At 64.2% G+C, this 19,879-nt stretch carries 14 protein-coding genes and 2 rRNA genes; 4 read left to right on the plus strand and 12 right to left on the minus strand.

What is annotated here, in order from left to right; all coding sequences use genetic code 11:
• Window positions 1–202: 202 nt before the first annotated feature.
• The 5 genes from AC3ANP_RS04215 to rpmB all read right to left on the minus strand — a co-directional run bounded on the left by AC3ANP_RS04215 (window position 203) and on the right by rpmB (window position 6,759).
• A 23S ribosomal RNA gene (locus AC3ANP_RS04215) occupies window positions 203–3,338 on the minus strand.
• Window positions 3,339–3,863: 525 nt separating this feature from the next.
• Window positions 3,864–5,388: ribosomal RNA gene (locus AC3ANP_RS04220) — 16S ribosomal RNA — on the minus strand.
• Together the 16S and 23S rRNA genes form the textbook arrangement of a ribosomal RNA operon.
• 657 nt (window positions 5,389–6,045) lie before the next feature.
• Window positions 6,046–6,351, minus strand: coding sequence for a 30S ribosomal protein S14 (gene rpsN / locus AC3ANP_RS04225; RefSeq protein ID WP_043485315.1), 306 nt, complete (start codon window positions 6,349–6,351; stop codon window positions 6,046–6,048).
• A 4-nt stretch (window positions 6,352–6,355) separates the two neighbouring features.
• Entirely contained in the window at window positions 6,356–6,523 is a 168-nt protein-coding gene (gene rpmG, locus AC3ANP_RS04230; RefSeq protein WP_056737121.1) for a 50S ribosomal protein L33, read from the minus strand.
• Window positions 6,523–6,759 (minus strand): 50S ribosomal protein L28, encoded by a 237-nt coding sequence (gene rpmB / locus AC3ANP_RS04235; protein WP_050687447.1) that lies wholly within the window; start codon window positions 6,757–6,759, stop codon window positions 6,523–6,525. Before rpmB ends, rpmG begins: the two co-directional genes overlap by 1 nt.
• 486 nt (window positions 6,760–7,245) lie before the next feature.
• Between rpmB and AC3ANP_RS04240 the strand changes: the two genes are divergently transcribed.
• From AC3ANP_RS04240 to AC3ANP_RS04250, 3 genes are read left to right on the plus strand one after another with little or no spacing between them, the layout of a single operon-like run.
• Window positions 7,246–8,688, plus strand: a complete 1,443-nt coding sequence (locus tag AC3ANP_RS04240) for a ferredoxin reductase family protein (RefSeq protein WP_488332098.1) — start codon at window positions 7,246–7,248, stop codon at window positions 8,686–8,688.
• Window positions 8,685–9,137, plus strand: a complete 453-nt coding sequence (locus tag AC3ANP_RS04245) for an FMN-binding protein (protein ID WP_488332099.1) — start codon at window positions 8,685–8,687, stop codon at window positions 9,135–9,137. The genes AC3ANP_RS04240 and AC3ANP_RS04245 overlap by 4 nt, the downstream gene beginning before the upstream one ends.
• On the plus strand, window positions 9,121–9,927 hold the full coding sequence (locus AC3ANP_RS04250; protein ID WP_488332100.1) for an FAD:protein FMN transferase: 807 nt from the start codon (window positions 9,121–9,123) through the stop codon (window positions 9,925–9,927). Before AC3ANP_RS04245 ends, AC3ANP_RS04250 begins: the two co-directional genes overlap by 17 nt.
• A 20-nt stretch (window positions 9,928–9,947) precedes the next feature.
• On the opposite strand, the gene AC3ANP_RS04255 is transcribed toward AC3ANP_RS04250, so the two are convergent.
• From AC3ANP_RS04255 to AC3ANP_RS04265, 3 genes are read right to left on the minus strand one after another with little or no spacing between them, the layout of a single operon-like run.
• Entirely contained in the window at window positions 9,948–11,357 is a 1,410-nt protein-coding gene (locus AC3ANP_RS04255; protein ID WP_488332101.1) for a GH1 family beta-glucosidase, read from the minus strand.
• A gap of 23 nt (window positions 11,358–11,380) precedes the next feature.
• Complete coding sequence (locus AC3ANP_RS04260; RefSeq protein WP_488332102.1) at window positions 11,381–12,142, minus strand: SGNH/GDSL hydrolase family protein; 762 nt, start codon at window positions 12,140–12,142, stop codon at window positions 11,381–11,383.
• A gap of 59 nt (window positions 12,143–12,201) precedes the next feature.
• Complete coding sequence (locus tag AC3ANP_RS04265) at window positions 12,202–12,681, minus strand: MarR family winged helix-turn-helix transcriptional regulator (RefSeq protein WP_488332103.1); 480 nt, start codon at window positions 12,679–12,681, stop codon at window positions 12,202–12,204.
• Window positions 12,682–12,794: 113 nt separating this feature from the next.
• Here AC3ANP_RS04265 and AC3ANP_RS04270 point away from each other — a divergent pair, with 113 nt between their 5' ends.
• Complete coding sequence (locus tag AC3ANP_RS04270; protein WP_488332104.1) at window positions 12,795–13,082, plus strand: YciI family protein; 288 nt, start codon at window positions 12,795–12,797, stop codon at window positions 13,080–13,082.
• A 1-nt stretch (window position 13,083) separates the two neighbouring features.
• Here the strand turns inward: AC3ANP_RS04270 and AC3ANP_RS04275 are convergent, their stop codons facing one another.
• The 4 genes from AC3ANP_RS04275 to AC3ANP_RS04290 all read right to left on the minus strand — a co-directional run bounded on the left by AC3ANP_RS04275 (window position 13,084) and on the right by AC3ANP_RS04290 (window position 19,800).
• Window positions 13,084–13,866: an SGNH/GDSL hydrolase family protein gene (locus AC3ANP_RS04275; RefSeq protein WP_488332105.1), complete on the minus strand. Its 783-nt coding sequence runs from the start codon at window positions 13,864–13,866 to the stop codon at window positions 13,084–13,086.
• Window positions 13,867–13,982: 116 nt separating this feature from the next.
• Entirely contained in the window at window positions 13,983–17,483 is a 3,501-nt protein-coding gene (locus AC3ANP_RS04280; protein ID WP_488332106.1) for an ATP-binding protein, read from the minus strand.
• Window positions 17,480–18,349 (minus strand): DUF4194 domain-containing protein, encoded by an 870-nt coding sequence (locus tag AC3ANP_RS04285; RefSeq protein ID WP_488332107.1) that lies wholly within the window; start codon window positions 18,347–18,349, stop codon window positions 17,480–17,482. Before AC3ANP_RS04285 ends, AC3ANP_RS04280 begins: the two co-directional genes overlap by 4 nt.
• Before the next feature lie 2 nt (window positions 18,350–18,351).
• The gene (locus AC3ANP_RS04290) at window positions 18,352–19,800 is read right to left on the minus strand and encodes a DUF3375 family protein (protein ID WP_488332108.1); all 1,449 of its coding nucleotides are present in this window, start codon (window positions 19,798–19,800) and stop codon (window positions 18,352–18,354) included.
• Window positions 19,801–19,879 lie beyond the last annotated feature (79 nt).

The following is a 19,879-nucleotide window of genomic DNA, read 5'->3' on the forward strand; positions in this document are numbered from 1 at the left end:
GCACCGTTCCGCCCTGTGGGGGTGGTGGTGGGAAATCTGTGGGTTACAACATGTGGTGTTGTTATGTAGTTGTTGGTTCCTGCAACGTGCCCTGGTGTTGGGTTTGTTGTTTGGGAACCACATAGTGGACGCAAGCAGTCTTGTTTCTTTGTACCGCCCGTTGGTGGCAAACGCTTTTGAACCCGTTTGCCCCGGGTGGTGTGTGGTGTAAGTTATCGGCCTATTAGTACCGGTCAGCTTCACGAGTCGTTAGTCCTCGCTTCCACATCCGGCCTATCAACCCAGTGGTCTGGCTGGGGGCCTCTCACACACAAGGTGTATGGAAATCTCATCTCGAAGCGAGCTTCCCGCTTAGATGCTTTCAGCGGTTATCCCATCCGAACGTAGCTAATCAGCGGTGCACTTGGCAGTACAACTGACACACCAGAGGTTCGTCCGTCCCGGTCCTCTCGTACTAAGGACAGCCCTTCTCAAATTTCCTGCGCGCGCAGCGGATAGGGACCGAACTGTCTCACGACGTTCTAAACCCAGCTCGCGTACCGCTTTAATGGGCGAACAGCCCAACCCTTGGGACCTACTCCAGCCCCAGGATGCGACGAGCCGACATCGAGGTGCCAAACCATGCCGTCGATATGGACTCTTGGGCAAGATCAGCCTGTTATCCCCGAGGTACCTTTTATCCGTTGAGCGACGGCCATTCCACAATGTACCGCCGGATCACTAGTCCCGACTTTCGTCCCTGCTCGAGATGTCTCTCTCACAGTCAAGCTCCCTTGTGCACTTACACTCGACACCTGATTGCCAACCAGGCTGAGGGAACCTTTGGGCGCCTCCGTTACTTTTTAGGAGGCAACCGCCCCAGTTAAACTACCCATCAGGCACTGTCCCTGACCCGGATTACGGGCCGAAGTTAGATGTCCAAAGTGACCAGAGTGGTATTTCAACGATGACTCCACCCGGACTGGCGTCCGGGCTTCCACGTCTCCCACCTATCCTACACAAGCCACTCCGAACACCAATACCAAACTATAGTAAAGGTCTCGGGGTCTTTCCGTCCTGCTGCGCGTAACGAGCATCTTTACTCGTACTGCAATTTCGCCGAGTTTATGGTTGAGACAGCGGGGAAGTCGTTACTCCATTCGTGCAGGTCGGAACTTACCCGACAAGGAATTTCGCTACCTTAGGATGGTTATAGTTACCACCGCCGTTTACTGGGGCTTAAATTCTCAGCTTCGCCTTGCGGCTAACCGGTCCTCTTAACCTTCCAGCACCGGGCAGGAGTCAGTCCGTATACATCGTCTTGCGACTTCGCACGGACCTGTGTTTTTAGTAAACAGTCGCTTCCCCCTGGTCTCTGCGGCCCCGCCACGCTCCGGACAGCAAGTGTCCATCACGGTAGGGGCCCCCCTTCTCCCGAAGTTACGGGGGCATTTTGCCGAGTTCCTTAACCATAATTCTCTCGATCGCCTTAGTATTCTCTACCTGATCACCTGTGTCGGTTTGGGGTACGGGCGGCTAAAACCTCGCGTCGATGCTTTTCTCGGCAGCATAGGATCACCGGATCCCCCCATACGGGGGTCCCATCGGGTCTCAGGCATCATGAACGGCGGATTTGCCTACCGTTCGCCCTACATCCTTAGACCGGGGCAACCATCGCCCGGCCCGGCTACCTTCCTGCGTCACACCTGTTAATACGCTTGCCTCCCGGGATCAGGTCCCGCGCTCCACCAAAACCCTCACACCACAAGGGCGCTCGGGCAGGCTTCGGGCGGTTAGTATCCCCCGTTCAACATGGGCGGTTTTTCGCCGGTACGGGAATATCAACCCGTTGTCCATCGACTACGCCTGTCGGCCTCGCCTTAGGTCCCGACTTACCCAGGGCAGATTAGCTTGACCCTGGAACCCTTGATCATTCGGCGGACGGGTTTCTCACCCGTCTTTCGCTACTCATGCCTGCATTCTCACTCGTGTAGGCTCCACCGCTGGTTTACACCGCGACTTCACCGCCCACACGACGCTCCCCTACCCATCCAGACGCCTGAACCACAAGGGCTTAGCAAAAATCTGAATGCCACAACTTCGGCGGTGTACTTGAGCCCCGCTACATTGTCGGCGCGGAATCACTTGACCAGTGAGCTATTACGCACTCTTTTAAGGATGGCTGCTTCTAAGCCAACCTCCTGGTTGTCTTCGCAACTCCACATCCTTTCCCACTTAGCACACGCTTAGGGGCCTTAGTTGGTGGTCTGGGCTGTTTCCCTCTCGACTATGAAGCTTATCCCCCACAGTCTCACTGCTGCGCTCTCACTTACCGGCATTCGGAGTTTGGCTGACGTCAGTAACCTTGTAGGGCCCATTAGCCATCCAGTAGCTCTACCTCCGGTAAGAAACACGCAACGCTGCACCTAAATGCATTTCGGGGAGAACCAGCTATCACGAAGTTTGATTGGCCTTTCACCCCTACCCACAGCTCATCCCCTCCATTTTCAACTGAAGTGGGTTCGGTCCTCCACGACGTCTTACCGTCGCTTCAACCTGGCCATGGGTAGATCACTTCGCTTCGGGTCTAGATCACGCCACTGCAACGCCCTGTTCAGACTCGCTTTCGCTACGGCTTCCCCACACGGGTTAACCTCGCGACGTAACACTAACTCGCAGGCTCATTCTTCAAAAGGCACGCCGTCACCACAACACAGCAAGCTATGATGGCTCCGACGGATTGTAAGCACACGGTTTCAGGTACTGTTTCACTCCCCTCCCGGGGTACTTTTCACCTTTCCCTCACGGTACTGGTCCGCTATCGGTCATTAGGGAGTATTTAGGCTTATCAGGTGGTCCTGACAGATTCACACGGGATTTCTCGGGCCCCGTGCTACTCGGGATACCTCCCAGGCGGCATGACAGCATTTCGGTTACGGGGCTCACACCCTCTCTGGCCGGCCTTTCAAGACCGCTCACCTATGCCCATGCAACACACCCCACTGTCCCGGCAGAGACAGAACGGAAAGTCCCACAACCCCGACCATGCAACGCCCGCCGGCTATCACACATGGAACGGTTTAGCCTGATCCGCGTTCGCTCGCCACTACTAACGGAATCACTATTGTTTTCTCTTCCTGCGGGTACTGAGATGTTTCACTTCCCCGCGTTCCCCCCACGCACCCTATGTGTTCAGATGCGGGTCACCAGGTAACTCGCGCCCCTGGCGGGGTTTCCCCATTCGGACACCCTGGGATCACAGTCCGGTTATCGACTCCCCCAGGCTTATCGCAGATTCCTACGTCCTTCTTCGGCTCCTAATGCCAAGGCATCCACCGTGTGCTCTTAAAAACTTGACCACAAAAGATCAAGGAGTAATTCACGAGAGAACCACGAAACCAACCCCACACCCACAAGGGCATGGAACCAGATCCAGGTTCATATTCTTGGAAATTGCTTCTTATAAAAGATGCTCGCGTCCACTATGTAGTTCTCAAACAACAACCCCGTACCACACACCCCACCCACGTCAACGCGCGTGATCGATGCAGCCAGGAAACCAGAAACAAACCAGCCCCACAGCACCAACCAGGCCTCCCCCGAAAGGAAAACCCCGCCCATGCCATGGTCCTGTTGCCTCAGGACCCAACAGTGTGCCAAACACTAAACCGCCCATCCCCTCCCCGCACCGTTCCAGGACAACCCGCCCCCCGAAGGGAACAAGTGACCGTACTGGGTGCCGGCAGAAAACCAGCGGCCGCTATTTGTTGATATTCCACCCGTGAGCACCCGCCGCAGAACAATCGCCTGCGCAACGGGCCTACTCCTGACAACACCACCACACAGACATAACGCCTGGCGTGGTTGTTGTAGGTGCTCCTTAGAAAGGAGGTGATCCAGCCGCACCTTCCGGTACGGCTACCTTGTTACGACTTAGTCCCAATCGCCAGTCCCACCTTCGACAGCTCCCTCCCACAAGGGGTTAGGCCACCGGCTTCGGGTGTTACCAACTTTCGTGACTTGACGGGCGGTGTGTACAAGGCCCGGGAACGTATTCACCGCAGCGTTGCTGATCTGCGATTACTAGCGACTCCGACTTCATGGGGTCGAGTTGCAGACCCCAATCCGAACTGAGACCGGCTTTTTGGGATTAGCTCCACCTCACAGTATCGCAACCCTTTGTACCGGCCATTGTAGCATGCGTGAAGCCCAAGACATAAGGGGCATGATGATTTGACGTCGTCCCCACCTTCCTCCGAGTTGACCCCGGCAGTCTCCCATGAGTCCCCGCCATAACGCGCTGGCAACATGGAACGAGGGTTGCGCTCGTTGCGGGACTTAACCCAACATCTCACGACACGAGCTGACGACAACCATGCACCACCTGTAAACCGGCCACAAGTGGGGAACCTGTTTCCAGGTCTTTCCGGTTCATGTCAAGCCTTGGTAAGGTTCTTCGCGTTGCATCGAATTAATCCGCATGCTCCGCCGCTTGTGCGGGCCCCCGTCAATTCCTTTGAGTTTTAGCCTTGCGGCCGTACTCCCCAGGCGGGGCACTTAATGCGTTAGCTACGGCGCGGAAAACGTGGAATGTCCCCCACACCTAGTGCCCAACGTTTACGGCATGGACTACCAGGGTATCTAATCCTGTTCGCTCCCCATGCTTTCGCTCCTCAGCGTCAGTTAATGCCCAGAGACCTGCCTTCGCCATCGGTGTTCCTCCTGATATCTGCGCATTTCACCGCTACACCAGGAATTCCAGTCTCCCCTACATCACTCTAGTCTGCCCGTACCCACCGCAGATCCGGAGTTGAGCCCCGGACTTTCACGGCAGACGCGACAAACCGCCTACGAGCTCTTTACGCCCAATAATTCCGGATAACGCTTGCGCCCTACGTATTACCGCGGCTGCTGGCACGTAGTTAGCCGGCGCTTCTTCTGCAGGTACCGTCACTTACGCTTCTTCCCTACTGAAAGAGGTTTACAACCCGAAGGCCGTCATCCCTCACGCGGCGTCGCTGCATCAGGCTTCCGCCCATTGTGCAATATTCCCCACTGCTGCCTCCCGTAGGAGTCTGGGCCGTGTCTCAGTCCCAGTGTGGCCGGTCACCCTCTCAGGCCGGCTACCCGTCGTCGCCTTGGTGAGCCATTACCTCACCAACAAGCTGATAGGCCGCGAGTCCATCCAAAACCACAAAAAGCTTTCCACCCCCCACCATGCGATGAGGAGTCATATCCGGTATTAGACCCAGTTTCCCAGGCTTATCCCAGAGTTAAGGGCAGGTTACTCACGTGTTACTCACCCGTTCGCCACTAATCCCCCCAGCAAGCTGGAGATCATCGTTCGACTTGCATGTGTTAAGCACGCCGCCAGCGTTCATCCTGAGCCAGGATCAAACTCTCCGTTGAAGTAAAACAGACACACCATGCGCCCCCGGGAAAACGGGATGCACACAATGCACAAAATTTGAAACCAGCTGTAAAAACCATGCCATCCACGGGGTGGACAACACAGCCAAAACAACCAATCAATAAAACAATTGGTATCAACAAACTTGGCACACTATTGAGTTCTCAAACAACAGACACACCCGACACCACCCAAACCCAACGGTCCAGGATCGCTCCGGAGCAACTTTTCAAACTTACCCGGCCCCGCGGTCCTTTGCAAATCAACGTTTCCGCGATTACCAGTCCCACACACCAGGCCCCCACCCGAAATCAGCACGCAAATTCGCGAACCATTTTCCAGGCCGTTTAGAAGGGGGTCGGTCGCTATCTTTCCGCTTCAGCGGCGGCGACTCGAACTACTTTACACACCAAACCGACCCGGAACAAATCGGCCGGCAAAGGCGCCGCGGCCGGCAGGATCCGCGGAAAGACGGGCCAAAACAGGCCGCCAGGCTCCGAACCGCGGCCCCCGGCGTCGAAAGCGTCCGGTGTGCGCTCCATCACCGCCGCCCTCCCGGGATGCCGCCGGACTGCAACGGGGCTTAACAACAAAAGGGGCCGGCAACCATATGGTTGCCGGCCCCTTTTCCAAGCCACTGGCTTCAGGGTGCTGAATTACCAGGAAGACTTCGTGATGCCCGGGAGCTCACCGCGGTGAGCCATGTCGCGGAAGCGAACACGGGAGATGCCGAACTTCTGGAACGTACCGCGGGGGCGGCCGTCGATGATGTCGCGGTTGCGGAGGCGCACCGGCGAGGCGTTGCGCGGCAGCTTCTGCAGGCCGAGGCGTGCCGCTTCGCGTGCTTCGTCGGTTGAGTTGGGGTCAACCAGAGCCTTCTTCAGTTCGAGGCGCTTGGCAGCGTAACGCTCGACGATGACTTTACGCTGTTCGTTCTTAGCGATCATTGACTTCTTAGCCATGTGTTTAGCGCTCCTCTCGGAATTCGACGTGCTGGCGGATTTTGGGATCGTACTTCCGCAGGACCATGCGGTCCGGGTCGTTACGACGGTTCTTGCGCGTCACGTAGGTGTAACCCGTGCCCGCGGTCGACTTGAGCTTGATGATCGGACGTACGTCCTTGTCCTTTGCCACTAGAGCTTCACTCCTCGCGCCAGGATTGCGGCGACGACGACGTCAATGCCGCGTACGTCGATGGTCTTGATGCCCTTTGCAGAGACCTGCAGGGTGACATTACGGCGCAGGGACGGAACCCAGTAGCGCTTCTTCTGGATGTTCGGGTCGAACCGGCGCTTGTTGCGTCGGTGCGAGTGCGAAATGCTGTGTCCAAAGCCCGGCTCGGCTCCGGTCACCTGGCAGTGTGCTGCCATGACGACTCTCCTCAGGAAAATAAATGAAAACGGCTACGGAGTTCCCGTTGACCGTGCGTCAGGCGACGTCCGCATCCAGTCATGCCGCATGTCTCCTACAGGTTGCAGTGGCCATTGAAGCGGCTGCAGTCCCTACGGCGTTGAAGATCATGGGCAACGGTCACCGGCAGATGGCAAGGAAAATCAGCCACCGCGAAGTGCCGCATACTGGGCGAATACAGGAGTGCACGCAACTTGAGCCCCTAACTACCGGCCGGAGGGAGTGCCTTAGCTGCAAGCATTTTCCACCAACCGGAGCAATTGCACACGCTCCGCGCCACCTAGCGCCTACCAAGTCTACGAGCTTGGCGAATTAAAGACCAATCAACGGTCCCGGCGCATGCCCGGGACGGGTGTGACGGGTCCGCCGGGGGCCGACGGGAAAGACTCAAGCGAGGCGCAGTTCTTTCACAGCAAAATGATAGGCAGTGGGTTGATTCTGGATGCATGAACACGTCAACCGAGCCCGCACTCCGGAGCACCGCCCGCTGGTCGCCCGACGCGGCCAATCCCTTCGAGGGGCAGCACAGGCGAAGGATGCTCGGTGCTGACCTCCTCACGGTAATTGCCTGGGCCTCTGTTGCCGCGGCGGTGGCGTTGTGGTTGGCCGACGGCGGCGCCGCGGGTTTCACCAGCGTTGCCGGCGCTTTCACCGCCGCCGGAATCGTTGCCGGGCTCGCCGGGATGGACCTTGTCCTGCTCATGTTGCTCCTCGCGGCCCGCCTGCCGGTCATCGACGGCACGTTCGGCCATGATCGGGCGCTCGAGTTCCACCGCAAGCTCGGGAAGCCGTCGCTGTACCTCCTCCTGGCACACGGAGCCCTGTTGTCCGTCGGCTACGGGCTGGCCGAGGGGCTTGATCCGGTCAGCGAGACCGTGTCGCTCTGGAACAACGTTCCGGACATGTGGCTCGCGTACGTGTCAACGGTGTTGTTCATCGCCGTGGTCGTCACCTCCCTGGTGACGGTCCGCCGCCGCTTTCCCTACGAGTTCTGGTACGCCGTACACCTGCTCACCTATGCGGCAGTCCTGACCTCCATACCCCACCAGTTCAGTGTGGGCGGGCTCTTCGCAGCGGGAACGTGGCAGCGGTGGTACTGGATCGCGGTGTGCATCGGCACCGGCGCCGCGCTGCTCCACTACCGGGTTCTGGAACCGATCGTGGCAACGTTCCGGCACCAGCTGCGCGTCAGCCGGGTGGTGGCCGCAGGCAGTGGTGTGGTCAACATCGAAGTGGCGGGGCGGCACCTCGACGAACTGGTTGGCGCCGGCGGTCGGTTCTTCATTTGGCGGTTCCTCGCACCCGGCCAATGGTGGCATCCGCACCCGTTCAGCCTCTCCGCGGAGCCGGTGCAGTATGGCACCAACGGCAGCGGCCGGCTGCGGATCACGGTCCGCGACCTGGGCCGCGGCTCGGCTCGGCTGGCCCACCTCCGGCCGGGCACCCGGGTTGCGGTCGAAGGACCGTACGGACTCTTCAGCACCGCGTCCCGCAGCCGGAAACGGGTGGTTCTGATCGGCGCGGGCATCGGCGTCACTCCGATCCGGGCGCTGCTGGAGAGCACCCCCTTCGCGCCGGGCGACGCCACCGTGATTCTCCGCGGCCATAGCCCGTCCGGGTTGTACCTCGCCGACGAAATCCTCGCCCTGTGCCGGCGGCGTGGCGCAACTCTCTTTCATTTGACGGGGCGCCGCGCTGCCGGCGTGCCGACGTGGCTGCCGGAAGCAGAAGCGCGGTCCGGCTACCGGCTGGCGAGCTACGAACCACACCTCGCCGACGCCGACGTCTACATCTGCGGCCCGTCGGCCTGGGCACAACAGGTCCTCGCTGACGCACGGCAGGCCGGCGTGCGTCCGGAGCAACTCCACTACGAAAGGTTCGACTGGTGAGAATACGTGCGGTAGTTTCAGCAACCCTGGCCTCGGCGGGGATCCTTCTGCTCGGCTGGCAGTCGGGAAACCATGTCAGCACTGCCACCAACAGCGCCGGCACCCCGGCCGGAACCACTGGAACCGGCAGCAGCGGGGCGGCTCCAGGCGCACCCGGGTCGTCGGCCCAGACAGGCGGCACCTTCGCCGGCCAGGTGGTGCAGACCCGCTTTGGCTCCGTTCAGGTGCAGATCACCGTCGGCGGAGGCAAAATCTCAGACGTCACCGCCCTGCAATTGACGGACGAGGACCGCAGATCGGTGCAGATCAGCAACTACGCTGCACCCCTGCTGCGCTCCGAGGTGCTTCAGGCGCAGTCGGCGAACGTGCAGACCATCAGCGGGGCCACCGTCACCAGCTCCGCCTACCTGACCTCACTGCAGGCGGCCCTCGATGCAGCCCATCTCTGAGCTTGACCGGCCCTCCCTGCGGGCGCGGACTTTCCACTGCATGGGAACCGTCATCAGCCTTACGGTGCCGGCGCCAGGGGTCCACCGGAGCGCGCCGGCAGAGGCGGCACTGACTGATGCGACCGCCGTCGTCGAACGACTCTTCCAGGACCTCGACGCGCGGTTCAGCCTGTACCGCCCCGAGTCGGAGGCCAGCCGCCTGGGCCGCGGCGAGCTGTCACTGCAGCGTGCCTCCCGGGAATTCCGGGACCGGTACGCGGAGGCCGCGGAATGGCGTCTGCTCACCGAAGGCGCGTTCACGCCGGAACGCCCGGACGGCGTCCCGGACCTGTCCGGGCTGGTAAAGGGTTTCGCCATCAACGCGGCCGGCGACTCGCTGCGGGCGCTCGGGCTCACCGACTGGTGCCTCAACGCCGGCGGCGACGTACTGGTGGCAGGTTCGCCGATCCTGGGCAGCGACGCCGCCTGGCGGGCCGGGATCGTGGATCCGCAGGACCGCGCAGCCCTGATCGCCGCGTATTCGCTGGGCGGAAACGGCAGGTTCACCGCCCTTGCCACCTCTGGTTCGGCCGAACGGGGCGACCATATCTGGGCCAAGGGCAACGGGACCAGCGAATTCCACCAGGTCTCCGTTGCCGCCGCGGACATCGTCAGCGCGGACGTCCTTGCCACGGCGATTGTCGCCGGCGGGGTTCCGATGCTTAATCTCGCAACCAGCCGCTGGGGCACTGACGTCCTCGCGGTCCGGAACGACGGCGGCATCCTCGCTACCGCCGGCTTCCGCGCCTAGGCCCGTGCCTGCCCCGGCGGTCAGTTCGCTGGCTGCGCCCCGACCGGGAGGGCGTTCGATGCCGCGACCCGCGCGTACCAGCGGCCGCTCGCCTTGGGAATCCTGCGCTGCGTCCCGTAGTCCACGCGGACCAGGCCGAAACGCTGGTGGTAGCCGTAGGCCCATTCGAAGTTGTCCATCAGGGACCAGGCAAAGTAGCCGCGGACGTCCACGCCGTCGGCGAGCGCGGCATGAACAGCGCGCAGGTGGGCGTCGAAGAAATCGACCCGCGCGCGATCGTCGACGTAGCCCGCCGCGTCCGGGACGTCCTCGAAGGCTGCGCCGTTCTCCGTGATGTAGATCGGAATTCCCGCCGGACCGGTGTACTCGCGCTGCAGCCGGACCAACAGCCGGTGCAGGCCGTCGGGCTGCACCTCCCAGCCCATCCCGGTGACGGGCAACCCGCGCGGTACCTGCCGGACGCCGTCGGCGGCCACCAGGGGCGGGGGCGGCACTGCCGGGCGCCCGCCCGGCTCCATGGTGAAGGCGTCACCGTGATAGTAATTCACTCCCAGGACGTCCAGCGGTGTTGAAATGACGTCGAGGTCGCCCGCGAGGACCACGTCGGCCATGCCGAACCGGGCGACATCGGTGAGCACGTCCGCGGGGTACTGTCCCCGGAACAGCGGGTCAAGGAAGAGCCGGTTGGACTGGCCGTCCACGCGGCGGGCCGCGTCCCGGTCCTGCTCCTGGGACGGATCCGCCGGATCCGGCACGGTCAGGTTCAAGGTGATGCCAAGGGTTGCCTGCGGGTCGTGGCGGCGGAGTTCCCGGGTGGCGAGACCGTGGCCGAGCAGCAGGTGGTGGACCGCTGCGAGCGCCGCGCCAGGATCCCGCCGCCCCGGAGCGTGCACGCCGACGGCGTAGCCGAGGAAGGCGGAGCACCAGGGCTCGTTGAGGGTGGTCCAGAAACGGACCCGGTCCCCGAGCGCGTCATGCATGAGCGACGCATAGGCGGCGAAGCGCTGGGCGGTTTCGCGTACCGCCCAGCCGCCAGCATCTTCCAGAGCCTGCGGCAGGTCCCAGTGGTACAGGGTGACCCAGGGGGTTATGCCGGCCGCCAACAGTTGGTCGACGAGCCGGGAGTAGAACGCGATGCCCTCGGGATTCGGCGTCATCCCGTCCGGCATGCAGCGGGCCCAGGAGATGGAGAAGCGGTAGGCGGCCAGGTTCAGCTCCGTCATCAGGCTGATGTCCTGGGCCGTGCGGTGGTAGTGGTCGCACGCGACGTCGCCGGTGTGCCCGTCGGCCACCGCGCCCGGCACCCGGCAGAAGAGGTCCCAGATGGACTCGCCGCGGCCTCCCTCCCGGGCGGCTCCTTCGATCTGGTAGGCGGCGGTGGCGGAGCCCCACAGGAAGCCGGCGGGGAAGGTGAGCGGGCCGTTGGTCATCCTGTGCTGCTCCTTGCGTGGTGCTAGAGGCGGGTGAGCCGAGGATACCTCGGCGACAACCCGTCGCCAGAGGACCTGCCGGTGACCCGGCGCATGACCCAGGGCGCGGCGAATTCGCGCACCCAGCGCGCATTCGCGCGGACCGCTTCGGCGCGGCTGAGTGCCGGTACGGGGGTCATCGGCGGAACGTCGATCGAGTGCTCGTGTGCCAGCACCGTCAGCACCCGCTTGGCCATATTGGCGTGGCCAGCGGCGGACATGTGCATCCGGTCGGTATCCCACATGCCCCAGTCGTAGTACTCGCTGAACCGCCAGTAGTCCACCAGCAGCGCGCCGTGATCCCCGGCGATGCCGCGGACAAGTTCGTTGTAGATTGCGGTGCGACCGCGCATGGTTCCGAAGACTTTCGAGCCGCGGGCGTCAAAGCCGGTGAACATCACGACGGTGGCGCCGGTGGCCGCCAGCCTGCGGATGCCGGCGTCGTACTCCACCAGCAGGTCATCGATGTCGACTTTGGGCCGCAGGATGTCGTTGGCGCCGGCATAAATGGTCACCAGGGTGGGGTTGAGGGCGATCGCGGCGTCGACCTGCTCGGCCAGGATCTGGCGGAGCTTGCGCCCGCGGATGGCCAGGTTGGCGTAGCCGAAACCCGGGTCCGCGGCACCCAGCTGTTCGGCGACGCGGTCCGCCCAGCCCCGGACCCCGTTGGGGCGGGCCGGATCGGCGTCGCCGACGCCCTCGGTGAAGGAGTCCCCGAGGGCAACGTAACGGGTTGTGAACGTCATGGCCCCAGTCTGCCATCTGTTGCTAAGGGCAACCAAGCGGGTGGGAGGGGCGGCGGGGGTCAGTTACCGCGCAGAATCCAGTGGTCAGCATCGAGGCGGGAGACGATTTTCTCGCCGATCCTGGCCATCACGGCGACGTCGTCGGGGTCCAGGGCGTCCAGGAACAGCGCGCGGACGGCCTGTACATGTCCCGGAGCGAGGTCCACGATGGTGGACATCCCGGCCTCGGTGAGGTGGGCCGTGGTGACGCGGGCGTCGCCCGGGTGCGGGCGCCGCTCCAGCCAGCCGCGGTTTTGCAGTTTGGTCACCACATGCGAGAGCCGCGACAGCGAGGCACTGGTACGCGCCGCCAGCTCGCTCATCGGCAGGAACTGGCCTTCGGCCTCGGAGAGCATTGCGAGGACGTTGTAGTCGAACAGCGAAAGCTTTCCTGCCGCGTGCAACTGCGTGTCCAACGCGGCGGGCAATAGGGTGTTGATGCTCAGCTGGGCCAGCCAGGCACGGCGTTCGTCGGCACTGAGCCAGCGCGGTTCGGTCATGGACCTATTCTATGAGCCTTGTTGCTTGACAGTTCAACGTCGGGCCATTGCGGGCTCCAATGCCGTTACCGGCAGCCGGCCGCGGCGGCGGGGCCAGGAGGTAGGCTGGCGCTATGTACGTAGTCTCGCTGACCTACAAGGTGCCTGAGGAGATCGTCGAATTCCACCTTCCGGCCCACGTCGCCTGGTTGCAGGAGGCCTTCGACCAAGGGATCTTCATGGTCGCCGGCCGTAAAATTCCGCGCACCGGCGGCCTGCTGCTTTCGAACGCCGACCGGGAGGCCCTGGACTCCGCCCTGGTCAAGGACCCTTTCTATATCAACGGGGTGGCGGACTTCGACGTCGAGGAGTTCCACGCCAGCCGGGTCGCGGCCGGCTACGAAAACCTGCTGGACCGCTGACTCAGCCGGTCAGCAGCTTCTTGAGGCCGCCTTTGCGCGGCACCTTCACCGGTTCGGGCCAGCGCGGGTTCAGTTCGTCCCCGAGCGTGACGCCCCGCAGTTTGCGGCCGAATAGCGGCAGCACCCAGTCGTGCACCCAGCGGCGCTGGCGCCGTTCCCACTCGCGCAGCCCCAGCCGGGCGGGCGGGTCCCATTCCTTCGGGCTGATGTTGTGCGGCACGCCGAGGTGGTCGAGGACCTGTCCGGCGAGGTACTTGTGGCCGGCTTTGGACATGTGGAGCCGGTCGGTGTCCCACATCCGGGGGTCGTGGAAGGCTTCAAAGCACCAGTAGTCGACGAGGACCGCGCCGTACCAGGCCGCCAGCTCCCGGACTCGCCGGTTGTAAAGGTTGTTGCGCCGCTTGAGCGGCTCGAGCAGAACCGAGACTTTGACGTCGAAGCCGGTGAAGAGCACGACCGTGGCGCCGCTGGCGGCAAGTTTGGCCACCAGGTATTCATAGTCGTCCATCAGGTCTTCGATGTCCGTCCCAAAGTCCAGGATGTCGTTGCCGCCGGCGTACAGGGTGACCAGCGTTGGTTCCATGCCGAGGGCGGGTTCCAGCTGCTCGGCAATAATGTGCCGCAGCCGTTTGCTGCGAATGGCCAGGTTGGCGTACTCCCATCCCGGCTGGGCCTTGGCCAGTTTCTCGGCCACCCGGTCAGCCCAGCCCCTGACGCCGTTCGGAAGCCTCGCGCTCTGGTCCCCCACGCCCTCGGTAAACGAGTCCCCGAGGGCGACAAACACGCGACGCCCATTCCGGTCCGGGAGCAAAGGAAATGAAGCCACCCCCGTACGCTAGCGAAGCTAGAAAGCGGGCAGGGAAAGATTGGACGAACGAGAGATGACCGCTCCGCCGAAGGTCAGCGCAGCACGATGTCCACCGGGTTGGCTTCGGACCGCCACCGGCCCGTTGAGCGGGGGCCGGGGGCGATCACCGGGGCGGTGAGGACGCCGGAACGGTTGGTCCGCTTGTCCCGAAGAATTTCCGTGACCGAGCCGAGGTGGCGGGACAGGTCAATCACATTTTCCGGTGCGGCCAGGAGCAACTGGAAGCCGAACTCGTGCAGGGCCTTGATTCCCGCGCCGGCGAATTCCTCGGAGGCCAGCACGAACGCCTCGTCCATCATCACCGTGCCGTAGGTGGTGAAGCCCTGCTCGGCGATCCCCAGCTGGTAGCTCAGCGCCGCTGCCATGATGAACGCGGTGAACCGTTGCCGCTCGCCGCCGGACATCGAGCCGGTGTCCGCGTGCATGAAGACTTCGGTCCTTTTCCGTTCGGCGCCGTCTGTTCCCGGCACCCGTACCTCGCGGTGCTCCTTGCACTGGATGAACAGGTGGCCGCGGACATCCAGCACCTCGGCACGCCAGCGCCGGTCCTCGGGGGTCTGGGACCCGAGCCGCTTGACGAGCGTTTCCAGCGACTTGTAGCGGTTGGTGAGTTCGGCGTCGTCGTCGGTCTCCGCGGCGGGGGCGGCGGGGGCGGCAGCGCTGGCGGCTCCGCCGGTCTTGCCGGCGCGGGCGTGCCGGACCTTCAGCGCGTTCTGGATGGCGTCCTTGAACTGCTTCGCGGTGGCCGGCAGAGTCTGCTTGATGTCGAGCTCGAGGAAGCTGCCTTCGTGGAAGTTGACCTCGGAAAGGATTCCGTTCAGCGGCAGGATCCGGCTGGTAATGGAGCGCCGCTCCTCGTCCAGCAGGTGCAGGAGCGTGCTGAACGACTCATGCGTGCGCTGGTTGAAGAACTGCCGGAACTCGGCCTCCTGGGCCGGTAGCCCGTCACTGACAATCGCGTGGTAGCGGGATTCGAATTCGCCGGCGGCACCGATCGAGGTGCCGTGGTCAGCAGAGATGGCGGTGCCCCATTCACGCACGAAGCCCTCGAAGATCCGGGTGAGCCGCTCCGAGATCGCCTGTCCGCGGGATTCTGCGGCGTGCAGCTCGGCCAGCAGCCGGGTCCGGACCTGGCTGGCCAGGTTGTCCAGCTCGTGCATCTCGAGCAGTTCGCCAAACCCGGCGAAGTACGGCTCCAGCGCCGCCACGGTGGCTTCCGACGGGGGCTGCTGGGCCAGACGCTGCCGGGCCGCGTCCAGCAGCGAGTCCGCCGTCGTGAGCTGGCCGTCGAGGGCTTTATATTCGCTCTGCAGCACGGCCGCGGCCTCGGTGCTGGACTGGTGCTTCGCCCGGGCGGCCTCGATGTTGGCACGCAGGGGCTCCAGGTCCGCCTGCGCCGCGAGGGCATCGTTGAGCCGGACCTGGATCCGGCCCAGCTCCTCGGCAGCCACCTCCGCTGACACCTGTTCCCAGGGCCGGTGGTCTTCCGCGACCCGCCGGAGCGCGTCCAGCTGGCGGGTCATGCCCTGGTGCGACTCTTCCCGGCTTTGCGCGAGTTCGGCTGCCGTGGCCAGTTCCAGCCGGAGCTCCTCGACCTGCGCCGCGACCACTTCGAGCTTGGCAGCATTGTCGAAGCCCAGGACATAGTCCTGCCAGGCGGTGAAGCGGTCATCCTTCTCCACGGTATGGCGGTTCCGCTTGACCACGCCGCCCAGGCTCAGGCCCTTGTCCAGCCGGGCCAGCTCGTCCGGATCCGCCACGCAGGGGTAGGCAAAATCGAGCGCGATCCGTTCCCGGATCCACTCCCCCGCCGCGGCGAAGGAGCTGCCGGCGGGCCCGGCCGTCAGGATGTCGAGCTTGGTCAGCAGATCGCCGTCGGCCGCGTCCTGCACGGCGAGCGCGCCGCCCGCGAGCGGCTTCGAGATGTCCACGGCGCGCAGCGCGCCGCGGACCGGGTGGTCATTGAGGTAGCGGGTCACGGCGCCGAAGTGCTCGCCGGGCACCAGCAGCGTGGTGGCCAGGCTCCGCAGCGCCCGTTCAGCCGCGGGCCGCCACTGCTCGTGCCCGTCGGCGAGGTCGATCAGCTCGCCGCCGAACGGCATCTGCTCCTCCGGGATGCCTGTTGCCGCGGCGATGGCGCTGCGGTTTTCAATGCTCGACGGCGGGAGCAGGGACTTGCGGGACTTGAGCGAGAGCAGTTCCTGCTGGGCCGCCGCGAGTTCCCGCTTCCTGGTCGCGTGTCCGTCGAAGGCCTCGAAGCGCAACTCCTTGAGCGCCTCCGAGTCGTCACGGAGCGCGGCCGAGCGGGCGGCCGCCTGTTCGTGCGCCTGCTCCCAGCCAGCGGGCGTCCACTCGAGCTCCAGGCCCGCGTCGGCCAGGGCAGTACGGGCGGCTTCCTCGACCTGCTCGCGGAGCTTCAGGCCCACCCGGGCGTTCTCGAGCGCCTGCTCGATCGCGGAGATGGCGTTGCCGCCCTGGTTGTTGTAGTCCGCCTCAAGCTCCCGCAATTCCTTGGCCAGGCCGTCCCGGACGCCGCGCTCGGCGCCGAGCTGCCGTGCCTTGTCCTGCGCCAGCGCCTTGAGTCGCTCGAGCGTTTTCGCGTGCACCGCGACCGCCAGCTGCTGCTTGTAGGCCTCGAACTCCTCGCCCGCGAGTTCCCGCAACCGGTTTGCGTCGAGCAGGGAATGGGCGTACTCCTTGTTCAGTTCCGGAACCGGAGCGAGCTGGTCGCGCTGCTGGCGGACATCCTCAAGCCGCTGCCGGATCGACATCAGGTTGCTGAATTCCTCCACGACGTCGTCGGCGGCGGCCAGCGTGGCGGGGGCGTCAAGGACCTGGTCGCGGAAGAAGGTGTTGACGCTGCCGCCCAGTCCCTTGCCGGCCTGGATGACGCGCAGCAGCGGCAGCGCCTGGTCCGAACTGATGCCCAGCAGGCGGCGGAAGCGCTCCGCGAAGGCCTTGTGCACGTCGAAAACCTGGGCGTCCGGGAAGATCCCGTCCAGGGCGGACTTGGTAAACCGCTTCTCGGCGATACCCTCCAGTGCGGCCAGGTCCAACGGCTTGTTATCGATCAGGTAGAACCGGCCGACGCTGGACTCGGTTCCGTTCTTGGGCACATCGAACAACGCTGAAATGGTCACGCGGGTGCCTGCGGCGTTATCAAACGTCAGCGCGACGGCGGACCAGGTCGCGCCCGGCCGCTGGAACGCGCTGGCCGACCCGTCGCCCACGGCCTTGTCCCCCACCTTGCCGCGCATGTAGGTGAACGTGGTCCGCTTGTCCTCGACCGCCCCGCCGGCGCGCTGGGCTGCGGCCTCGTTGGAACGGGGCCGGGCATCGAAGACGCGCAGCATGGCATCGAACAAGGTGGACTTGCCGACGCCGGAATTGCCGGTCAGCAGGGTGCCGTTGCGGTCCACGTGCATGGTGTGGGCGCCGTGGAAGGTACCCCAGTTGACCACCTGGACCAGGGCCAGGCGCATCTGGCCGGGGTTCGTGAGCTCGCCCAGCGGGAGCATGGTCGCGATGCTCATTCGGCTGCCTCCGTGATCGTTTCGTTGGGGGCCGCCGACGGCGATGCCGCCCCGGGAGTGGCACCGGGGGCATCGGCGTCGTCGTCCGAGTCGTCCTCTTCTGCGGGGCCGTCGCCGTCGAACTCCAGAAGCGGTTCGGTGCCGGCGGGGTCGGTGGAGGCGGCGACGAGGGCTTCGATCTGGGCCGGGATATCGCCGATGTTTTCAAACGGGAGGGCCAGCGGGAGGGCGTTGGATATGGTGTAGACCTCATCCAGGCCGGTGCTGAGAAGCAGCTGGCGGGCGAGGAGTTTGCTGATGGCCCGGTTGACCACGTCGGAGTCACGCAGGGCGTCCTGCTGGCCCGACGGCTGGTAGTGCGCCACCAGGTCGGCAATCTCCTCCCGTGTGATGGTGGGGTCGGTCTGGGCCGTTGCGTGGCGGTCCAGGAGCAGCCGCAGCCGCAGCAGGACGATGGTTTCGACCCTGCTGAGGGCCCGTTGCTGGCGCAGGATGCTGGAGCGGGTGTTGCCGCCGATCGCCTCCGGGTCCACCGGACGCAGCACGGCTATCTTCCGCTCGTGGTCCAGCTGGAGGGTCAGGAAGACCTCGGACAGCCGGCTGCGCAGGATCAGCTGGTTGTCCAGCAGGGTGGTCCAGAGCTTCTCGTCGCGGCCGCCGTCGATGTACGGGCCCTTGAGGAGTTTCACGAGGGCCTGGCGGACCTTCATCGGGAGCACGCCGGTATCGCCCGGGAAGAGGGCGGCGCCGTCGACGAAGGTGTCGCGCGGGGTAACGGTAAACGGGTCGCTGCGGACGTGGTCGCCCGGGTTGTCCGTCGCTGCCGGCGCGGATGGCAGGTCCGCCGTCGTGGTCTCTTCGGTCATCGTCAATCCTTCTTGAGCGTAACGACGGGCAGGTAGGCGGTGCGCCCGGAGCCGTCAATCTGTTCGAACTCGAGCGCGGCCCAGGCCTCGCGGTCGAAGCCGGCACCCTGGTGCAGGGCGTGCGAGAGCAGAGCCCTGATGGAGTTGAGGTGGCGTTCGTCCCCGGGCAATTGCTCCCAGGCCTCGGCCAGGGTGGAAGCTCCGGCGAACGCGGCCCGGATCACCTCCGGTTTTGCCTTGCCGGTCCTCGGCGAGCGCACCCGGTCCACGTCACTGAACGCAATCGGGTCCGCCAGTTTCGGCGGCGCGGCGAACTCATCCGGGTCAAAGAGCTTGACCATGGCCAGCGATTCAAAGCCGGCGTTGAAGAGCACGGGCCCGCGGACCAGGCCGGGGCGTTCGCGTTCGTAGGGCAGCGACCGGATGGCCTGTTCGGCCTCCCGCAGGACCTTGCGGAGGCGGACGGATTGACGGTAGTCGTCGCTTTGGACGTAGGTGTTGAGGCTTTCGCTGAGTTTTCCGTAGATCCGCTGGATCTGGCTGTGCTGGTGGCGGAGCTCGGCGACCAGGTTCTTCAGGGTCTCGCGTTCCTCCGGGCGAAGGTCATCGGCGAACTGCCGGCTCAAGACCTCCCCGATCGCGGACCGGAAGCGCACTTGCTGCTGCGGGTCCTCCAGGAATGCGGTGAACGAACGGAACGTCCGGCCTTCCGGGCTCTGCCGCAGCCGCTTGTCCGCCTCCAGCACCTGGGCCATGGTGGCGCCCTTGCTGAGGGATTCCTCGATGATCTGGTTCCGGAGCTCGCCGACCAGTTCTTCGATCCGGTCCCGCATCTTCTTGTAGTCAGCGGGCAGGCTCGCGGCCAGGTCCAGGATGTTGCCCGCGGCTTCGACGGCTTCCTCGTCGTCAAGCAGTCCATCGAACTCGCCCGAGCTGATCTCGGCAATCAGCTGGCGGCGTTCGCCGATCTCCACTTCCAGAGATTCGAGCCGGGCGCTCTGGTCCGGGTTGGTTTCGTTGGCCAGCTTCTCCACATCGCCCAGGAGCGTCCCCAGCCGGGAACCGTTCAGGGTGGAACGCTCGCTGGAGAGGCTGTCCAGGAACGCCAGGACGCGGGCCGCCGGCTCGGTGACCTCGTAGACGATCTGGCCGGACTGGTTGCGCCGGGTCAGGAAGTACTTCCGGGTCCACTCATCCCCGAAAGCCTTGCCGTTCGCCGAGCCGCCAAGGCCCGGGTCCTGGCGGCGGAGCTGTTCCAGGAAGGCATCGACGTCGGCGTGGAACTGTTCCAGCGGCAGCTGCGGCCGGGTGCGGGTAAAGGACGCCTGCAGCACCGCGATCACCCACGGCGCCGAGCGGGTCAGTGCCCAGGCCGGGCCTTTGGTCAGGAGCTCAAGCTCCCGGAGCCGGGCGCTGATGGCGTCGGCAGAGGACAGGGCCGAACGGGACACGCAGTTCTCCTCTCGCTGCCGGAAAGTGGGGTCGGGCAGCGGATCACGGAAAAACTGCCAACTACAAGGTTAACTCAGC

The organism is Arthrobacter sp. JB02-1C (genome assembly GCF_057748045.1).